Origin of the sequence: Enterobacter sp. MGH 16, assembly GCF_000493175.1 — a bacterium.
In the GTDB taxonomy this organism is placed as follows: domain Bacteria; phylum Pseudomonadota; class Gammaproteobacteria; order Enterobacterales; family Enterobacteriaceae; genus Enterobacter; species Enterobacter roggenkampii.
Map to the genome: position 1 here is coordinate 2,714,353 of NZ_KI535695.1, position 18,380 is coordinate 2,732,732.

An 18,380-nucleotide genomic window follows, 5' to 3' on the forward strand; every position below is an offset into this window, starting at 1 on the left:
GTCGTCTTGTGTTACTGGTCTTCGCCGTAACCGAGGCTGCGCAGAGCACGCTCATCATCGGCCCAGCCAGATTTCACTTTCACCCACAGTTCAAGGTGAACCGGCGCTTCGAACATCTCCTGCATGTCCTTTCGGGCTTCGATGCCGATGGTTTTGATCTTGGCGCCTTTATTGCCGATCACCATCTTCTTCTGCCCTTCACGCTCAACGAGGATCAGGCCGTTGATGTCGTAGCCGCCGCGCTCGTTGCTCTGGAAACGCTCGATCTCCACCGTCACAGAGTACGGCAGTTCAGCGCCCAGGAAACGCATCAGCTTTTCACGGATAATTTCAGACGCCATAAAGCGCTGAGAGCGATCGGTGATGTACTCTTCCGGGAAGTGATGAATCGCTTCCGGCAGATGTTTGCGCACGATGCCCGCGATGGTATCCACGTTCAGACCCGTCTCCGCAGACAGCGGAACGATGTCGAGGAAGTTCATCTGGCTACCGAGCCACTGCAGATGCGGCAGCAGATCGGCCTTTTCCTGCACGTTGTCCACTTTGTTAACGGCGAGGATGACCGGCGTTTTGCCGTCGCGCAGCTTGTTCAGCACCATCTCGTCGTCCGGCGTCCAGCGGGTGCCTTCCACAACGAAAATCACCAGCTCCACGTCGCCAATCGAGCTGCTCGCCGCCTTGTTCATCAGACGGTTGATGGCACGCTTCTCTTCCATGTGCAGGCCCGGTGTATCGACGTAGATCGCCTGATACGCGCCTTCAGTATGGATACCGACGATGCGGTGACGCGTGGTCTGTGCCTTACGCGAGGTGATAGAAATCTTCTGCCCAAGCAGATTATTCAACAGGGTGGATTTGCCGACGTTCGGACGTCCGACGATGGCAATAAATCCGCAATAGGTCTTTTCTTCGCTCATTCCAGCTCCAGCATTTTTAACGCCTGTTCGGCGGCAGCCTGTTCAGCCTTACGACGGCTTGAACCTGTGCCCACCACCGGTTCACTCAGGCCACTGACCTGGCAATGGATGGTAAATTCCTGATCGTGCGCTTCGCCACGAACCTGCACCACCAGATAAGATGGCAGCGGCAGATGACGGCCCTGCAAATATTCCTGCAGACGCGTTTTGGGATCTTTTTGTTTATCGCCCGGGCTGATTTCGTCCAGACGGGTCTGATACCAGTTCAGGATCAGCTTTTCGACGGTCTGGATATCGCTGTCCAGGAACACACCACCAATTAATGCTTCGACCGTATCGGCAAGAATAGATTCACGACGGAAGCCGCCGCTTTTCAGTTCACCCGGCCCAAGACGCAGACATTCGCCCAGCTCAAATTCGCGCGCGATTTCCGCAAGGGTATTTCCCCGAACCAGCGTGGCACGCATGCGGCTCATATCACCTTCATCCACGCGCGGGAAACGATGATAAAGCGCATTCGCAATCACGAAACTTAAAATAGAGTCGCCTAAAAACTCGAGACGCTCATTATGTTTGCTGCTGGCACTGCGGTGGGTTAATGCCTGTTGCAACAACTCCTGATGATGAAAAGTGTAGCCCAGCTTCCGTTGAAGCCGATTAATTACGATGGGGTTCATGCGATACCAATAAATGAATGCGTCAAAAATGCAGCACACGAAACCGACCTGAGAAAACCAACGCGGTTTCGTGTGCCGTGGCACCCTTGCAGGGCCAACCTTAAACTTCGGGGGAATATTCTATACACAACGACAGGGGATGTCGTTAGTTCGAAGAGATTTATCGGTGAAATAATTCGTGTAGCCGCGTTAATTAGCGGCTACACGTTCATTTAGTGAGAATTAATGGATTTCGCCAATACGATTCAGGCGTACGCCGGTCGGCCATTCGCCTTCCTGCTTCTCAAAACTCATCCAGATCGCGGTCGCTTTACCCACCAGATTCGCTTCCGGCACAAAGCCCCAGTAACGGCTGTCCGCAGAATTATCGCGGTTGTCACCCATCATGAAGTAATGGCCCGGCGGTACAATCCAGCTTGCCAGCTGCTGGCCCGGCTGACGATAGTACATACCCACTTGATCCTGCGCGATTGGCACGGTGAGGATACGGTGCGTCACGTCACCCAGCGTCTCTTTGCGCTCAACCAGACGAATACCGTTATCTTTGGTTTCGCCTTTCGGTACCTGGAAGAATCCGCTGCTCGCTTCGCCGGCGTTGTGACGGGCAAAGGTCTGCACAAAGTCACTTGGCTCAACGTTCGAGTAAGTGATTGGTAGCGCGTTTTCACATGCAGTACCGGAGCTGCAGCCTGGCTGAACGGTGACTTCTTTCGCAACCGGATCGTAAGTCACTTTGTCACCCGGCAGACCTACCGCGCGCTTGATGTAGTCCAGGCGCGGATCTTCCGGATATTTGAACACCACGATGTCGCCACGTTTCGGATGACCGGTCTCGATCAGCGTTTTCTGGTAGATCGGATCTTTAATGCCGTAGGCAAACTTCTCTACCAGAATAAAATCACCAATCAGCAGCGTTGGCATCATTGAACCTGATGGGATCTGGAACGGTTCGTAAATAAACGAACGTACCACCAGCACAATCGCCAGCACCGGAAACACCGAGGCGCCCGTTTCCAGCCAGCCCGGTTTCGGACCGACCTTCTTCAGGGTTTTCGCGTCAATACCATCGCCAGTGGCTGCCTGTGCGGCAGCCTGACGTTCACGACGTTTTGGGGCGAAGATAAACTTATCCAGACACCACAGCAGACCTGTCACCAGGGTAGCAATGACCAGGATCAGGGCAAACATGTTCGCCATGCCAACTCCTTAGGGTTATTTGCCGTCTTTACCAACATGAAGGATGGCAAGGAATGCTTCCTGCGGCAGCTCGACGTTACCGACCTGCTTCATACGCTTCTTACCTTCTTTCTGCTTCTGCAGCAGCTTTTTCTTACGGCTGACGTCACCGCCATAGCACTTCGCCAGAACGTTTTTACGCAGCTGTTTCACGGTAGAACGCGCGATAATGTGGTTGCCAATGGCCGCCTGAATCGCGATATCGAACTGCTGACGCGGGATCAGATCTTTCATCTTCTCAACCAGCTCGCGGCCACGGTATGGCGCATTGTCGTTGTGGGTGATCAGCGCCAGCGCATCCACACGCTCGCCGTTGATCAGCACGTCCACACGCACCATGTTGGAGGCCTGGAAGCGTTTGAAGTTGTAATCCAGTGACGCATAGCCACGGGAGGTGGACTTCAGACGGTCGAAGAAGTCGAGTACCACTTCCGCCATCGGGATTTCGTAGGTCAGTGCGACCTGGTTACCGTGGTAAACCATGTTGGTCTGCACGCCGCGCTTCTCAATACACAGCGTAATGACGTTACCGAGGAATTCCTGCGGCAGCAGCATGTGACATTCGGCAATAGGCTCACGCAGCTCGTGAATATTGTTCAGCGGCGGCAGCTTGGACGGGCTGTCGACGTAGATCACTTCTTTCGAGGTGGTTTCAACTTCATACACTACCGTCGGCGCGGTGGTGATGAGGTCCAGATCGTATTCACGCTCCAGACGTTCCTGAATGATCTCCATGTGCAGCAGGCCGAGGAAGCCGCAGCGGAAGCCGAAGCCCAGCGCCGTTGAGCTTTCTGGCTCGTAGAACAGGGAGGCATCGTTCAGGCTAAGCTTGCCAAGCGCATCACGGAAGTTTTCGTAGTCGTCAGAGCTGACCGGGAACAGGCCCGCGTAAACCTGCGGTTTCACCTTTTTAAAGCCTGGCAGCGCTTTTTCTGCCGGGTTACGCGCACCTGTCAGGGTATCGCCCACCGGCGCACCGAGGATGTCTTTGATGGCGCACACCAGCCAGCCTACCTCGCCGCATGTCAGCTCGGTACGGTCAACCTGTTTTGGCGTGAAGATACCCAGACGGTCGGCGTTATAGACCTGTCCGGTACTCATAACCTTGATTTTGTCGCCTTTGCGCATGGTGCCGTTTTTAATACGCACCAGGGAGACAACGCCCAGATAGTTATCGAACCAGGAGTCGATAATCAGCGCCTGCAGCGGGGCATCCGGATCGCCTTCCGGGGCCGGAATATCACGTACCAGACGTTCCAGCACGTCGGTCACGCCGACGCCGGTTTTCGCAGAGCAGCGCACGGCATCGGTCGCGTCAATACCGACAATATCTTCAATCTCTTCCGCGACGCGCTCAGGATCGGCGGCTGGCAGGTCAATCTTGTTCAGAACCGGCACAACTTCGAGATCCATTTCCATCGCGGTGTAGCAGTTTGCCAGGGTCTGGGCTTCTACGCCCTGCCCGGCATCGACTACCAGCAGCGCGCCTTCACAGGCCGCGAGCGAGCGTGAAACCTCATAGGAGAAGTCAACGTGGCCTGGGGTGTCGATAAAGTTCAGCTGATAGGTTTCGCCATCAGCCGCCTTGTAATCCAGCGTGACGCTCTGCGCCTTGATGGTGATACCGCGTTCGCGTTCCAGGTCCATGGAGTCCAGAACCTGGGCTTCCATTTCACGATCAGACAGGCCACCGCAAATCTGGATAATACGGTCAGACAGCGTCGACTTACCGTGGTCAATGTGAGCAATGATCGAAAAGTTACGTATGTTCTTCATATAGTTAAATAATTATGCCTTACGAATTCCTGGAGGCCGCTGTTCTTAGCCTGACGTTTTTCAGTGCGAAAACGCAGCATTCTACACTACATCTCCGCTACCTGGAAATGGACTTAGCGCCAGGTATAGCGTGAAGAAAGGACGTTTTCTGTTTTAAGACGTAAAAATGACAAAGCCCGATGAATCACCGGGCCTCAGAAGAGAGCGTCTCAACGCGAAGCTGGTCTGGCGCCAGCCCAACGCTGAGAATGACAGGCTGCCACTCCTCGCGCGCGGCAAGCGTCGGGGAGAGGCCTTTGGCAAGCCAGAATCCCCCCAGACCACCTAATGCGGCACCGCACATGGCGGCACCGTCGGTGCCAAACAGCATCTGGAAAACGCCGCCCATGATAAACAGCCCGAGCAGCGGAGAGAGATAGACCAGCATGGCGGAGCTGAGCAGACTGCCTTCCGCGATGCCGAGTTCAACTTTCTGCCCGGCCATCAGCGGCTGTTCGCTCGGCACAGAAATCGTGTGTGAGGTTTGCGGCCCGAGCTTATTCAGCACGCGGCTGCCGCAACCGGCTCGGGATGCGCAGCTATTGCATGAGGCTTTTACATCGCAGCTCACCAGCGCAATGCCGTTTTGCCACGAGACTACCGTCGCCCATTCTTTGATCATTGTGCGGCCCTGAATTTAATGCTGTCGGAGATGCGCTTCGCCGTTTGCGGAGGAAGTTCCCCCACAATGGTGATCTCTGCATTATCGCGTACCGTTGTGCTCACCGTACGGCGCCCGGTACGCAGAATTTGTTCAGTGCTGTTTGCCGTTGCGCGATTGATATTCACCGAGAAGCTGAACAAACCATCGGAATAGAGGCGTGATTCCACCGGCGTTTCAATCGTTGGCAGCTGGCGACGGCTGCTGGACACTTCGCTAAATCCTTGCGGGATCCAGGCAGGTACCCAGTTGAAATTAACGGAATCGCCTGCCGGAACGGAAAGCAGCGGCGGCAGGCTGGCCTTAGCCAGATTCTGCATGCTGTTGCCAACCTGGTTATTCACGCTAAAGGAGATAACGCGGAACTGTTCCAGCGTTTCACCGTCACGGTCAAGCAGGTCTACACGCATGGGGAGTTTGGTTTCCGCGTCAATCCAGACAATATAGCTGTAGCGCGTTCCATCCCGGGCGACAACGCGGATCACCTCACACAGTCTGTCCGCAATACGCGTACGCCCTACCGAAATAAAATCGTAGTAAGGGGCAAGCCGTTTGAAGTCGGTGTAAATGAGTGACGGCAGGGAATCAACGATATAGTCACCATTCAGCGTGAAAGGCTCCAGGCCGGGTTCGAAATAGCTGATTTCGTTACCACGCTGGACAACTTCCCGACGCGGGCCATCCATCTGTAAAAGCTGGGCGAGCGGCTGATTATCAAGACGGGCATGGCGATAGCGTAACGACTCGACGCCCTGCTTATTGATGCTGATAAATGCCAACTCGTAATTGAGTGACTGGCTGGCCAGATTCATTTGCTGCAACAACGCCCCGGATGATACATCAGCCGAGGCGTTGGCAGAGAAGAACAGGCTACCCGCCATCAGAGACATGGCGAACCAAAGTTGCTTCATTACTGCGATTGCGTTCCTAAAGTTTGGTTTCCGGGCACCTGCACAGCAGCTTGCTGTGTCTGCGCCTGCTCAAACTGAAGCTGTTCAGAGTGCAGACGACGCTGCAACTCGTAATCCTGCAACATCGCATTAATGCGACGGCGCTGCTCCTGAACCTGCTGTTGCTGGCCGCCGCTGGCGGAAGCATCAGCCGGTACGCCCAGGCTTACCGGGCTGGCTTTGCCCATCATCGGCAGTGTGTTAAACACTGGCGCTTCTGGCTGCTGATTAGTTTCAGACTGAGTATTATAGTGCTGGACGCCAACGATAACTGCAAGCGATACGCATGCAGCCACACCCATTTGGGTAAGCTGGCTGGCCCACGGACGCACCTTTTGCCAGAATGGCATTTTCTGCCACTGGTGAGGTGCGGGTTGAGCTTCAGGAATCAGCGGAGTGGTCTGATGAACAGGCTCATTCTCAATCGCCGCCATGACGCGGGCTGAGATATCGAAATGGAGAACCTCGCCGGTGTCACCGCGAAGGGTGTCACGGATGAGATGGTAACTCTCCCAGGTCTCTTGCATTTCGGGAGAATGAGACAGCTCGTTGAGCAGCTCACTATCCACCGTTTCACCATCCATTAAAGCGGAAAGTTTTTCTTTCTGCATGCCTAATACCTTTTCCAGTATCCCGCTATCGTCAACGCCTGATAAGCGGTTGAACTTTATTATCAATAGCTTCTCGCGCACGGAAAATTCGTGAACGTACCGTGCCGACCGGACAATCCATGATAGCGGCTATCTCTTCATAGCTCAGACCATCCAGCTCCCGTAACGTAATTGCCATGCGTAAATCTTCCGGGAGCGACTCGATCGTGCGAAAAACGATTTGTCTCAGTTCTTCTGACAACATTAAGTTCTCAGGGTTCGAAATTTCTTTCAATGCGCCGCCACTTTCGAAGTTTTCGGCGTCGATTGCGTCCACATCACTAGAAGGCGGACGACGACCCTGAGCGACCAGATAATTCTTTGCCGTATTGACCGCAATACGGTATAGCCAGGTATAAAAAGCACTATCTCCCCGGAACGAATCCAGCGCGCGATAGGCCTTAATAAAAGACTCTTGCACCACATCAGGCACATCACCTGACGGTACATAGCGGGAAACCAGGCTCGCCACCTTATGCTGGTAGCGCACCACCAGTAAGTTAAAGGCTTTCTGATCTCCCTTCTGGACCCGTTCAACCAGGACCTGGTCCGTTAACTGCTCGCTCATCCGAGGTAATGTCTCCCCAAACCTAAATTCCACGCGTTATCGAAACGCCACTCTAAAAATACCGCACTTTGAGCAAGCACCGAATTAGAGTGTCTGATCTTCAATAAGTTCCGTAACGCCTTTGTTTTTGTTCATCGCGCCGCAGACTGTTCATTTTCTCTCATTATAAGTCTGTTCACGATACGCACCACTTTCTGACAAGAAACATCTTTTTCCCGCCAGAAGAGTAACGCAACCCAGTCTTTATTTCATCACAAAATCTGACGCTAACGATCTGCTTCGCAAAATAATTTCACTCATTTAACCTCCGTTTACCTCCGCTTACGCGTTTAGCCATTGCAACACCCGTTAAAAAAAACGTGCGATAAATCGCATTCAGGTGCTATTCTGAGTCAACACTGTTTAGTAAATTAAACAACAATCATGAACACAACACCTGAACTCCATTGTGATGTACTGATCATCGGCAGCGGTGCTGCCGGTCTCTCTCTGGCGCTACGCCTGGCGGAGCATCAAAACGTTATCGTTCTGAGTAAAGGGCCGATAAGCGAGGGTTCCACGTTTTATGCCCAGGGCGGGATTGCCGCGGTGTTTGATGAGACAGACAGCATTGCCTCCCACGTCGACGATACGCTGATTGCCGGGGCCGGGATCGTGGATGCGCACGCCGCAGAGTTTGTCGCCAGCAATGCCCGCCATTGCGTGCAGTGGCTCATCGACCAGGGCGTCTTATTCGATACGCAGGTTCAACCCAACGGTGAAGAGAGCTACCACCTGACGCGCGAAGGCGGTCATAGCCACCGCCGCATCCTGCACGCAGCGGATGCCACCGGAAAAGAAGTGGAGACCACGCTGGTCGGCAAGGCGCTGAGCCATCCTAATATTCGGGTGCTTGAACGAAGTAACGCCGTTGATCTGATTATCTCCGACAAGATTGGCCTGCCGGGCACGCGTCGCGTGGTGGGCGCCTGGGTGTGGAACCGCAATAAAGAGAAGGTGGAAACCTGCCAGGCGAAGGCTGTGGTGCTGGCTACGGGCGGCGCCTCTAAAGTGTATCAGTACACCACGAACCCGGACATTGCCTCCGGAGACGGTATCGCGATGGCCTGGCGCGCCGGCTGCCGGGTGGCGAACCTTGAGTTCAATCAGTTTCATCCAACCGCCCTGTTCCATCCTCAGGCGCGCAACTTCCTGCTGACGGAAGCCCTGCGCGGCGAAGGCGCCTATCTGAAACGCCCTGACGGCACCCGCTTTATGCCGGACTTTGACGCCCGGGGCGAACTGGCCCCGCGCGATATCGTTGCCCGCGCCATCGACCATGAAATGAAGCGTCTTGGCGTGGACTGCATGTATCTTGATATCAGCCACAAGCCAGCAGAGTTTATTCGTCAGCACTTCCCAATGATTTACGAAAAACTGCTCAACCTTGGCATCGATTTAACCCGCGATCCGGTACCCATTGTGCCAGCCGCCCACTACACCTGCGGTGGGGTGATGGTTGACGATCATGGGCGTACCGATGTGGATGGTCTTTATGCTATTGGTGAGGTCAGCTATACCGGACTTCACGGCGCGAACCGTATGGCCTCTAACTCGCTGCTGGAGTGCCTGGTCTACGGCTGGTCTGCCGCAGAAGACATCACGAAACGCATGCCCTACGCCCGCGAAACAGAGCGCCTGCCTGCCTGGGATGAAAGCCGCGTGGAAAATCCGGACGAACTGGTCGTGATCCAGCATAACTGGCATGAGCTACGGTTGTTCATGTGGGATTACGTCGGGATTGTGCGCACCACGAAACGTCTTGAACGCGCGTTGCGCCGCATCACTATGCTGCAGCAGGAAATTGACGAGTATTATGCCAATTTCCGCGTATCGAATAATCTGCTGGAGCTGCGCAACCTGGTGCAGGTTGCCGAGCTAATCGTTCGCTGCGCGATGATGCGTAAAGAGAGCCGCGGGTTGCACTATACCCTGGACTACCCGGATCAGCTTGCTGAATCCGGCCCGTCGATCCTCGCCCCGCAGCTTTACATAAACAGATAGAACGCCTGGGTCAGGGCAGTGTAATCTTCGGAATAACGCTGGTCTGGCCCACGGATCACCATTCGATCGTTAAAGCATTCCCCCTCTTTCGGCGAGAGCGCCAGCAGCACGCGGTGCGGCAGTCGGCCTTCGGTATCCGAAATATCGGTACGCAGACGCAACGTCCAGCCAATCTCCTGCGCGATACCGATGAACGTGTTGCCGGTACTCTCTGGCAGGACCACGCAGAAAAATCCTTCTTCGGAGATGAGTTCGGCCGCACTGGTGAGCAGCGCTTTATGATCGAGGGAACCGGTATAACGCGCCTGTTCGCGCTCGGGTGTCCCGCACTCAACGCCGGGCTCGTAGTAGGGAGGGTTGCTGACGATTAAATCGTAACGCGCGGTTTGTTCAGGCGCCCAGGCGAGCACATCCGCACATTCCACTTTCATGCGGGCTGCCCAGGGCGATTCGGCCATATTGTCACTCGCCTGCTCTGCCGCCTGCGCGTCCAGTTCGACGGCATCAATGGTGACATGCTCTTCCGTGCGCTGCGCCAGCATCAATGCCACCAGCCCGCTGCCGGTACCGATATCAAGAATACGCTTAACCCCTGCGACAGGCGCCCACGCTCCCAGTAAAATACCGTCTGTACCGACCTTCATGGCACAGCGATCGTGAGCGACAAAAAATTGTTTAAACGTAAAACCATCGCGGCGCAGTTGCGCTTTGAGTTGAGACATGTCGGGGCAACCTTCTAAGTGAAACTGGAGTAGCATAGGGGAAAGCGAAGTGGCCGAAAAGCGATATCCATACAAACAGATGAAGATTACAGCCGTAACGTCTATAATCAGCGCCCCACACAGAGGTAGAACATGACTGTAACGACTTTTTCCGAACTTGAACTCGATGAAAGCCTGCTCAATGCACTTGAGAGCAAAGGCTTCACACGCCCGACCGCCATTCAGGCAGCGGCCATTCCGCCTGCGCTTGAGGGCCGCGATGTGCTCGGTTCTGCGCCAACCGGTACGGGGAAGACTGCAGCCTATTTGCTGCCTGTGTTGCAGCATCTGCTCGACTTTCCACGTAAAAAATCTGGCCCGCCTCGTATTTTAATCCTGACGCCGACGCGCGAACTGGCCATGCAGGTGGCCGATCACGCGCGTGAACTCGCGGCAAATACCCATCTGGATATCGCTACCATCACCGGCGGCGTTGCGTATATGAACCACGCCGAAGTGTTCAGCGAAAACCAGGACATCGTCGTTGCGACGACAGGCCGCCTGCTGCAGTACATTAAAGAAGAGAACTTCGACTGCCGCGCGGTTGAAACGCTGATCCTCGACGAAGCCGACCGTATGCTGGACATGGGCTTCGCACAGGATATCGAGCACATTGCCGGGGAAACGCGCTGGCGTAACCAGACCATGCTGTTCTCTGCCACCCTTGAAGGGGAAGCGATTAAAGACTTCGCAGAGCGTCTGCTGGAAGATCCGGTAGAAGTGTCGGCGACGCCGTCCACCCGTGAGCGTAAGAAGATCCACCAGTGGTACTACCGCGCGGACAACCTTGAGCACAAGGTCGAATTGCTGAAACACCTGCTGAAGCAGGAAGATGCGCTGCGCACAATCGTGTTTGTCCGTAAGCGCGAGCGCGTGCACGAGCTGGCAGAAATGCTGCGTAACGCCGGGATCAACAACTGCTATCTTGAAGGCGAGATGGCGCAGATCAAGCGTACTGAAGGCATTAAGCGCCTGACCGACGGTCGCGTTAACGTGCTGGTTGCCACAGACGTTGCCGCTCGTGGGATCGACATCCCTGACGTCAGCCACGTCATTAACTTCGATATGCCGCGCAGCGGCGATACCTATCTGCACCGTATTGGCCGTACCGGCCGCGCGGGCCGCAAAGGTATTGCGATTTCACTGGTCGAAGCGCATGACTACCTGCTGCTGCAGAAAATTGGCCGCTATGTTGACGAGCCGCTGAAAGCGCGGGTTATTGATGGCTTGCGCCCAACCACACGTGCGCCGAGTGAAAAAATGACGGGTAAACCGTCCAAGAAAGCGCTCGCGAAACGTGCTGAGAGAAAAGAGAAAGAAAAAGAGAAACCGCGCGTGAAGCAGCGTCACCGCGACACCAAAAATATTGGTAAGCGCCGTAAGCCAAGCTCTGCCGCGCCAGAGACAAAAACGGAAGAGTAAAAAAAGCCGGGGAAATCCCCGGCTTTTTTATTCCCCCCGTAGCTGAAGCCTTACAGGCTTTCAGTAAAGGTACGCGCGATAACGTCGCGCTGCTGTTCTGGGGTCAGAGAGTTGAAGCGTACCGCATAACCAGACACGCGAATGGTCAGCTGCGGGTATTTTTCTGGATGCTCAACCGCGTCCATCAGCGTTTCGCGGCGCAGTACGTTTACGTTCAGGTGCTGACCACCTTCCACGCGCACTTCTGGCTTCACTTCCATTGGAATTTCACGGTATTCGATTTCGCCCAGTTTGCTCACCGGCACGATTTCATCTTCAGCAAAACCCGCTTTCGCGACGACACAGCGCGCTTCGTTTTTCTCGCTGTCCAGCAGCCAGAAAGAGTTGAGCAGATCGTCATTTGCAGCTTTAGTAATCTGGATACCTGTAATCATGTGTTGCCTCCCTAGGCTACATTAACTGATGTCGGCCTCTCGCGGCCAATTGGTAAAACCATTGTTTCTTGTGTGTATATATATCATTCACACCCCGGTGATTTATTGATTTAAATCAACAAAAACACCAACCACATAAAGAGTGTGGTTTGAATTTATTGCTTTAGATCAATTTCACGACCTTACCAATTCAATTTAACCTGCACATTTTCAACATAAATTTAGCGACTTAGCGCACATTTCGGCGTGGAATTTTGCTCACCGGGCTTTAGCAGGTAAGCTAGTCAGAGATTGAGATTCGCAGGAGAGCGAGATGACGACACCTTTAACCTGGCATGACGTGCTGGCAGAAGAAAAGCAGCAGCCCTATTTTATCAATACGCTCAACACCGTTGCGGCTGAGCGTCAGTCCGGACAGACGATTTACCCGCCGCAGAAAGATGTGTTCAACGCCTTTCGCTACACCGAACTGAGCGATGTGAAAGTGGTCATTCTGGGCCAGGATCCCTATCACGGTCCGGGCCAGGCGCATGGGCTGGCGTTTTCCGTACGTCCGGGCGTGGCGATCCCCCCTTCTCTGCTCAATATGTATAAAGAGCTTGAAGGAACCGTGCCCGGGTTTACCCGACCAAACCACGGCTACCTGGAAAGCTGGGCGCGCCAGGGCGTGCTGTTATTGAACACGGTACTCACCGTGCGGGCCGGCCAGGCGCACTCGCATGCCAGCCTGGGCTGGGAGACGTTCACCGATAAAGTCATCAGCCTGATCAACGAACACCGTGAAGGGGTCGTGTTTTTACTGTGGGGATCGCACGCGCAGAAGAAAGGGGCGATTATTGACCGCCAGCGTCATCACGTGTTGAAAGCGCCGCACCCGTCACCGCTGTCTGCACATCGCGGTTTCTTTGGCAGTAATCATTTTGTTCTGGCGAACGAATGGCTGGAAAAACGTGGCGAAACGCCAATTGACTGGATGCCTGTGTTACCGGCAGAGAGCGAGTAGTATTTGAATGTGCCGGGTCAGGCCCGGCACATGAAGAGGCTTATGCCTTATTCTGACGCCACCATTCGGCCAGCAGTACGCCGGTTGCAACGGATACGTTCAGACTTTCCACATTGCCTGTCCCATCGATTGAGACGCTCAGATCCGCACTGGAGAGCGCTGCATCAGACAGACCATCGCGTTCCTGACCCAGCACCAGCACCATCTTGCGTGGCAGCGTCGCTTTAAACAGCGGCGTACCGGCATGGCTCGAGGTAGTCACGATGGAATAACCCGCTTTACGGAACTGCTCAAGGGCATCCAGCACGCTGTCGCCGGTGATCGGCTGTACGTGCTCGGCTCCGCCTTCCGCAGTACGGATCGCGGCACCGGATTCCAGCAGCGCGGCATCCTGCAACAGTACGCCTTTCACGCCAAAGTGCGCGCAGCTACGCATCATCGCACCCAGGTTATGCGGGTTGCCCACATCTTCCAGCGCCAGCACGCAGTCATCGGCATCCGCCTGGCTGACCCACTGCTGCACGGTGGTGCCGTTACGTTTTTTGATCAGGAAGCAGACGCCGCCGTGGTGCTCGGTACCGGATGCTTTGGTCAGCTCGGCATCATCAACCACGTGGTAGGCTTTGCGGTTTGCCGCCATCCAGCGCAGCGCTTCTTTAAAGCGCGGGGTTACGCTCTGAATAAACCAGGCGCGGACGATACATTCAGGACGGCTCTGGAACAGCGCCTGGCAGGCGTTCTCGCCATACACGCGGGTCTCTTCCGCACGCTGACGGCGCAGCACTTCCGGGTCGATAAAGCTTTTACCGCTGATACCGCCGTGATCGGCCTTTTCTGGCGTTTCGTCGCCAGGGGCACGAGAAACGGTGCGCCACGGGGAGGCGTTATCACGTGAGAAGTCATCCCGCGGACGGTCATCGCGTTTGCGATCGTCACGCTTGCGGTCATCACGTTTGCGGTCATCACCGCGGTTGTTTCTGTCATCGCGGGCGGGGCGACGGCCACCGTCTGCACGAGAAGACGCCGGACGCCCGCCACCTTTTCCGGTACGCGGATTTTGGGTGCGTTTATCAGAGTCATCATCACTGCGGACATACATCACTTTGACCTTGCCGCTTTTGTTTTTCATTTCGTCGTTCATGCTTTTCTCCACCAGCGCTGCGCGAAGCGCGCAGATTACCCGATGTGCCAGCGCATAGCCATAATTTCGTACAAAAGCCTGTGACTATTGTTCTCATTGAATAAAACGCATTGTTGTTTCAAACAGGCTCATTGATAATATGTAACATATTAGAAACATTATCGGCGTCTTGCCGCTGTCCCACGGCTCTATCAGAGGTTAGTTATGAATACCGTATGTGCCAACTGTCAGGCTCTTAACCGCATTCCGGACGATCGGATTGAAGATGGTGCGAAATGCGGACGTTGTGGCCATGAATTGTTTGATGGCGATGTCATTAACGCGACGGGTGCTACGCTGGACAAACTCCTCAAGGACGATCTGCCTGTCGTAGTGGATTTCTGGGCGCCCTGGTGCGGCCCATGCCGAAGCTTCGCGCCGATCTTCGAAGACGTGGCCGAAGAACGCAGCGGGAAAATACGTTTCGTTAAGGTCAATACTGAAGCTGAACCTGAACTGAGCGCCCGTTTTCGCATTCGCAGCATCCCGACGATTATGATTTTCAAAAAGGGTGAAGTGGTCGACATGCTCAACGGTGCGGTGCCTAAAGCCCCGTTTGATAGCTGGCTTAACGAATCACTGTAACATTCACGGGGCACATCTTGTGCCCCGTTCCCGCCTCTGCGAAAATAGGGTTTTTCCTGCATTTCGCCCATGACTGATAACGCTGTTCTTCAATTACGCGCCGAACGCCTTGCGCGCGCCACCCGTCCGTTCCTCGCGCGCGGAAACCGTATTCGCCGCTGTCAGCGTTGCCTGCTGCCGCTGAAGGTTTGCCTGTGCGAGACGCTGACCCCAAGTTCGGCACAGAGCCGTTTTTGTCTGGTCATGTTTGATACCGAGCCGATGAAGCCCAGCAATACTGGTCGCCTGATTGCCGATATTCTGCCGGATACCGCGGCGTTTCAGTGGTCCCGCACGGAGCCCCCTCAGGCCCTGCTCGACTTAGTGGCAAGCCCGGACTATCAGCCGATGGTCGTTTTCCCCGCGTCATATGCAGGTGTCGATCGCCAGGTGCTTTCGACGCCGCCATCCGGTAAACCGCCGTTGTTTATTATGCTGGACGGCACCTGGACCGAAGCGCGAAAAATGTTTCGCAAAAGCCCTTATCTCGACGCACTGCCGGTGATTTCTGTCGATCTGTCCCGCGTCTCCGCCTACCGCCTGCGTGAAGCGCATGCTGACGGGCAATACTGCACCGCCGAAGTGGCCATTGCGCTTCTGGATCTGGCGGGTGATACCGCTGCGGCTGGCGCCCTGGGCAACCATTTCTCCTGTTTCCGGGAACGCTATCTGGCAGGAAAAACCGTTCATAAGGGCAGCGTCACAGCAGCCGAGACGGAAAGCGTTTAAAATCATCAGGTCGCTTGCATTCACAGGAGGCCTGCATGAGCCAGCGAGGGTTAGAAGCGCTACTTCGTCCTAAATCCATTGCCGTCATCGGCGCATCAATGAAACCGGATCGTGCTGGCTATCTGATGATGCGCAACCTGCTGGCCGGGGGATTTAATGGCCCCGTCATGCCCGTCACGCCAGCGTATAAGGCGGTTCAGGGAGTGCTTGCATGGCCTGATGTACAGAGCCTGCCTTTCGTACCGGATCTGGCCGTACTGTGTACAAACGCGAAACGGAATCCGGAGCTGCTGGAATCGCTCGGCAAGAAAGGCTGTAAAACCTGCATTATTCTCTCGTCTCCGCCTGAACAGAAAGCCGAGCTTCTGGCCTGCGCCAGTCGCTATCAAATGCGCATTCTTGGACCAAACAGTCTCGGCCTGCTCGCCCCCTGGCAGGGCTTAAATGCCAGCTTCTCTCCGGTTCCGATCCGCAAAGGCAAGCTCGCGTTTATCTCGCAGTCGGCTGCGGTATCGAACACCATCCTCGACTGGGCGCAGCAGCGTGAAATGGGATTCTCCTACTTCATTGCTCTCGGCGACAGTCTGGATATCGACGTTGATGAGCTGCTGGATTTTCTGGCGCGCGACGGTAAAACCAGTGCGATCCTGCTTTATCTTGAGCACCTCAGCGACGCGCGTCGTTTTGTCTCGGCGTCGCGAAGCGCGTCGCGCAATAAGCCGATCCTGGTAATCAAAAGCGGGCGCAGCCCTGCGGCTCAGCGTCTGCTGCAGTCGCATTCCGGCATGGATCCCGCCTGGGACGCCGCTATTCAGCGCGCGGGTTTGCTGCGGGTACAGGATACGCACGAGCTTTTTTCCGCCGTTGAGACGTTAAGCCATATGCGCCCGTTGCGCGGCGAGAAGTTAATGATTGTCAGTAACGGCGCCGCTCCTGCCGCACTCGCGCTGGATGAGCTGTGGCGGCGCTTCGGCAAGCTGGCCACGCTGAGTGAAGAGACGCTGCAGCGCCTGAAAGATGCGCTTCCGACCAGCGTGACGCCCGGCAATCCTCTTGATTTACGCGATGATGCCAGCAGCGAGCGCTATATCAAGGCCATTTCCATTTTGCTGGATAGCCAGGATTTCGACGCGCTGATGATTATCCACTCCCCCAGCGCGGTCGCGCCGGGCAGCGAAAGCGCGCGCGCGCTCATTGAGGCCGTGCGCAACCATCCGCGAGGCAAATATGTCACCCTGCTCACCAACTGGTGCGGTGAGTTTTCTTCGCAGGAGGCGCGACGCCTGTTCAGCGAAGCCGGACTGCCAACCTACCGCACGCCGGAAGGCACCATAACCGCGTTTATGCATATGGTGGAATATCGCCGCAACCAGAAACAGCTCCGCGAGACGCCGGCGTTGCCCGGGAATTTGACGGCCAATACCGTTGACGTTCACCGGCTGTTGCAGCAGGCGATTGAAGAAGGTGCGACGTCGCTGGATACGCATGAGGTCCAGCCCATTCTGGGCAGCTACGGGATGCAGACCCTGCCGACCTGGATCGCCAGCGACAGCGCTGAGGCCGTGCATATTGCCGAGCAGATTGGCTATCCGGTTGCCCTGAAGCTGCGCTCCCCGGATATTCCGCATAAGTCTGACGTTCAGGGGGTGATGCTCTACCTGCGGACGGCGGCAGAGGTGCAGCAAGCAGCCGATGCCATCTTCGATCGGGTCAAAATGGCCTGGCCGCAGGCAAGGATCCACGGCTTGCTGGTGCAAAGCATGGCTAACCGCGCAGGCGCTCAGGAGTTACGCGTGGTGGTCGAACACGATCCCGTTTTCGGCCCGCTCATCATGCTGGGTGAAGGCGGCGTGGAGTGGCGCCCGGAGGAGCAGGCCGTGGTGGCGTTACCGCCGCTGAACATGAACCTGGCGCGTTATCTGATCATCCAGGCGATTAAAAGCAAAAAGATCCGCGGCCGGAGCGCGCTACGTCCGCTTGATATTGCCGGGCTAAGTCAGTTCCTGGTACAGGTCTCTAACCTGATTGTGGATTGTGCCGAGATCCAGCGGCTGGACATTCATCCGCTGCTCGCCTCCGGCAATGAGTTTACGGCGCTGGACGTGACCCTGGATATCGCGCCATTCGAAGGAGACAGCGAGAGCCGTCTGGCGATCCGCCCGTATCCCCTGCAGCTGGAGGAGTGGGTTGAGATGAAAAATGGGGAACGCGCCCTGTTCCGCCCTATTCTGCCGGAAGATGAGCCCCAGCTGCGGGCCTTTATCTCTCAGGTCACGAAAGAGGATCTTTATTATCGCTATTTTAGCGAAATCAACGAATTTACCCACGATGATTTAGCCAATATGACCCAGATCGACTACGATCGAGAAATGGCGTTTGTTGCCGTTCGTCGCGCCGATAAGGGTGATGAGATCCTCGGCGTCACGCGTGCGATTTCTGACCCGGATAACGTCGATGCGGAGTTTGCCGTGCTGGTGCGCTCCGATCTTAAAGGTCTGGGCCTGGGAAGACGACTGCTGGAAAAACTCATCAGTTATACGCGAGATCACGGATTGTTACGCCTTAATGGCATTACTATGCCTAACAATCGCGGTATGGTGACCCTGGCGCGAAAACTTGGGTTTGACGTTGATATTCAGCTGGACGAAGGTATTGTTGCCTTATCCCTCAGTCTGACATCAGCAGACAAACGCGAGTAAGCTACTGGAAA

Annotated in this window: 18 protein-coding genes; 6 read left to right on the forward strand and 12 right to left on the reverse strand. The window is 55.3% G+C overall.

Annotation, left to right across the window (positions count from 1 at the left end):
- Positions 1-11: 11 nt before the first annotated feature.
- From era to rseD, 9 genes are all read right to left on the reverse strand, one after another.
- Positions 12-917 carry a GTPase Era gene (gene era, locus L362_RS10190; protein WP_008502181.1) on the reverse strand — a complete coding sequence of 302 codons (906 nt, stop codon included), beginning with the start codon at positions 915-917 and terminating at the stop codon, positions 12-14.
- A complete protein-coding gene (gene rnc / locus L362_RS10185) occupies positions 914-1,594 on the reverse strand; it encodes a ribonuclease III (protein ID WP_003860711.1) in 681 nt (226 codons plus the stop codon). The genes era and rnc overlap by 4 nt, the downstream gene beginning before the upstream one ends.
- 222 nt (positions 1,595-1,816) lie before the next feature.
- Entirely contained in the window at positions 1,817-2,791 is a 975-nt protein-coding gene (lepB, locus tag L362_RS10180; protein WP_023344702.1) for a signal peptidase I, read from the reverse strand.
- 15 nt (positions 2,792-2,806) lie between these two features.
- Positions 2,807-4,606, reverse strand: coding sequence for a translation elongation factor 4 (gene lepA / locus L362_RS10175; protein WP_008502183.1), 1,800 nt, complete (start codon positions 4,604-4,606; stop codon positions 2,807-2,809).
- Between the two features lie 184 nt (positions 4,607-4,790).
- A complete protein-coding gene (gene rseC, locus L362_RS10170) occupies positions 4,791-5,267 on the reverse strand; it encodes a SoxR-reducing system protein RseC (protein WP_008502184.1) in 477 nt (158 codons plus the stop codon).
- Positions 5,264-6,217 carry a sigma-E factor regulatory protein RseB gene (gene rseB / locus L362_RS10165; RefSeq protein ID WP_008502185.1) on the reverse strand — a complete coding sequence of 318 codons (954 nt, stop codon included), beginning with the start codon at positions 6,215-6,217 and terminating at the stop codon, positions 5,264-5,266. Before rseB ends, rseC begins: the two co-directional genes overlap by 4 nt.
- On the reverse strand, positions 6,217-6,867 hold the full coding sequence (gene rseA, locus L362_RS10160) for an anti-sigma-E factor RseA (protein ID WP_008502186.1): 651 nt from the start codon (positions 6,865-6,867) through the stop codon (positions 6,217-6,219). The genes rseB and rseA overlap by 1 nt, the downstream gene beginning before the upstream one ends.
- A 31-nt stretch (positions 6,868-6,898) precedes the next feature.
- On the reverse strand, positions 6,899-7,474 hold the full coding sequence (rpoE, locus tag L362_RS10155) for an RNA polymerase sigma factor RpoE (RefSeq protein WP_006176728.1): 576 nt from the start codon (positions 7,472-7,474) through the stop codon (positions 6,899-6,901).
- The gene (gene rseD / locus L362_RS25115) at positions 7,471-7,554 is read right to left on the reverse strand and encodes a rpoE leader peptide RseD (RefSeq protein WP_223605340.1); all 84 of its coding nucleotides are present in this window, start codon (positions 7,552-7,554) and stop codon (positions 7,471-7,473) included. The genes rpoE and rseD overlap by 4 nt, the downstream gene beginning before the upstream one ends.
- Positions 7,555-7,897: 343 nt before the next feature.
- Between rseD and nadB the strand changes: the two genes are divergently transcribed.
- On the forward strand, positions 7,898-9,517 hold the full coding sequence (gene nadB, locus L362_RS10150) for an L-aspartate oxidase (protein ID WP_023294332.1): 1,620 nt from the start codon (positions 7,898-7,900) through the stop codon (positions 9,515-9,517).
- Here nadB and L362_RS10145 read toward each other — a convergent pair.
- Positions 9,502-10,239, reverse strand: coding sequence for a tRNA(1)(Val) (adenine(37)-N(6))-methyltransferase TrmN (locus tag L362_RS10145; protein WP_023344703.1), 738 nt, complete (start codon positions 10,237-10,239; stop codon positions 9,502-9,504). The genes nadB and L362_RS10145 overlap by 16 nt on opposite strands.
- Positions 10,240-10,371: 132 nt before the next feature.
- Between L362_RS10145 and srmB the strand changes: the two genes are divergently transcribed.
- Positions 10,372-11,700 carry an ATP-dependent RNA helicase SrmB gene (srmB, locus tag L362_RS10140; RefSeq protein ID WP_023344704.1) on the forward strand — a complete coding sequence of 443 codons (1,329 nt, stop codon included), beginning with the start codon at positions 10,372-10,374 and terminating at the stop codon, positions 11,698-11,700.
- Positions 11,701-11,750: 50 nt separating this feature from the next.
- Here srmB and grcA read toward each other — a convergent pair whose 3' ends face one another.
- Positions 11,751-12,134: an autonomous glycyl radical cofactor GrcA gene (gene grcA / locus L362_RS10135; RefSeq protein ID WP_008502190.1), complete on the reverse strand. Its 384-nt coding sequence runs from the start codon at positions 12,132-12,134 to the stop codon at positions 11,751-11,753.
- A 313-nt stretch (positions 12,135-12,447) separates the two neighbouring features.
- On the opposite strand from grcA, the gene ung reads away from it, so the two are divergent.
- A complete protein-coding gene (gene ung / locus L362_RS10130) occupies positions 12,448-13,137 on the forward strand; it encodes a uracil-DNA glycosylase (protein WP_023294333.1) in 690 nt (229 codons plus the stop codon).
- Between the two features lie 40 nt (positions 13,138-13,177).
- Here ung and L362_RS10125 read toward each other — a convergent pair whose 3' ends face one another.
- Positions 13,178-14,278, reverse strand: a complete 1,101-nt coding sequence (locus L362_RS10125) for a tRNA/rRNA methyltransferase (protein ID WP_008502192.1) — start codon at positions 14,276-14,278, stop codon at positions 13,178-13,180.
- A gap of 204 nt (positions 14,279-14,482) precedes the next feature.
- Between L362_RS10125 and trxC the strand changes: the two genes are divergently transcribed.
- From trxC to pat, 3 genes are all read left to right on the forward strand, one after another.
- Positions 14,483-14,902 carry a thioredoxin TrxC gene (gene trxC, locus L362_RS10120; RefSeq protein ID WP_021241886.1) on the forward strand — a complete coding sequence of 140 codons (420 nt, stop codon included), beginning with the start codon at positions 14,483-14,485 and terminating at the stop codon, positions 14,900-14,902.
- Positions 14,903-14,971: 69 nt separating this feature from the next.
- Positions 14,972-15,670: a tRNA-uridine aminocarboxypropyltransferase gene (tapT, locus tag L362_RS10115; RefSeq protein WP_008502194.1), complete on the forward strand. Its 699-nt coding sequence runs from the start codon at positions 14,972-14,974 to the stop codon at positions 15,668-15,670.
- Positions 15,671-15,705: 35 nt separating this feature from the next.
- Positions 15,706-18,369, forward strand: coding sequence for a bifunctional acetate--CoA ligase family protein/GNAT family N-acetyltransferase (gene pat / locus L362_RS10110; protein ID WP_023344705.1), 2,664 nt, complete (start codon positions 15,706-15,708; stop codon positions 18,367-18,369).
- Positions 18,370-18,380 lie beyond the last annotated feature (11 nt).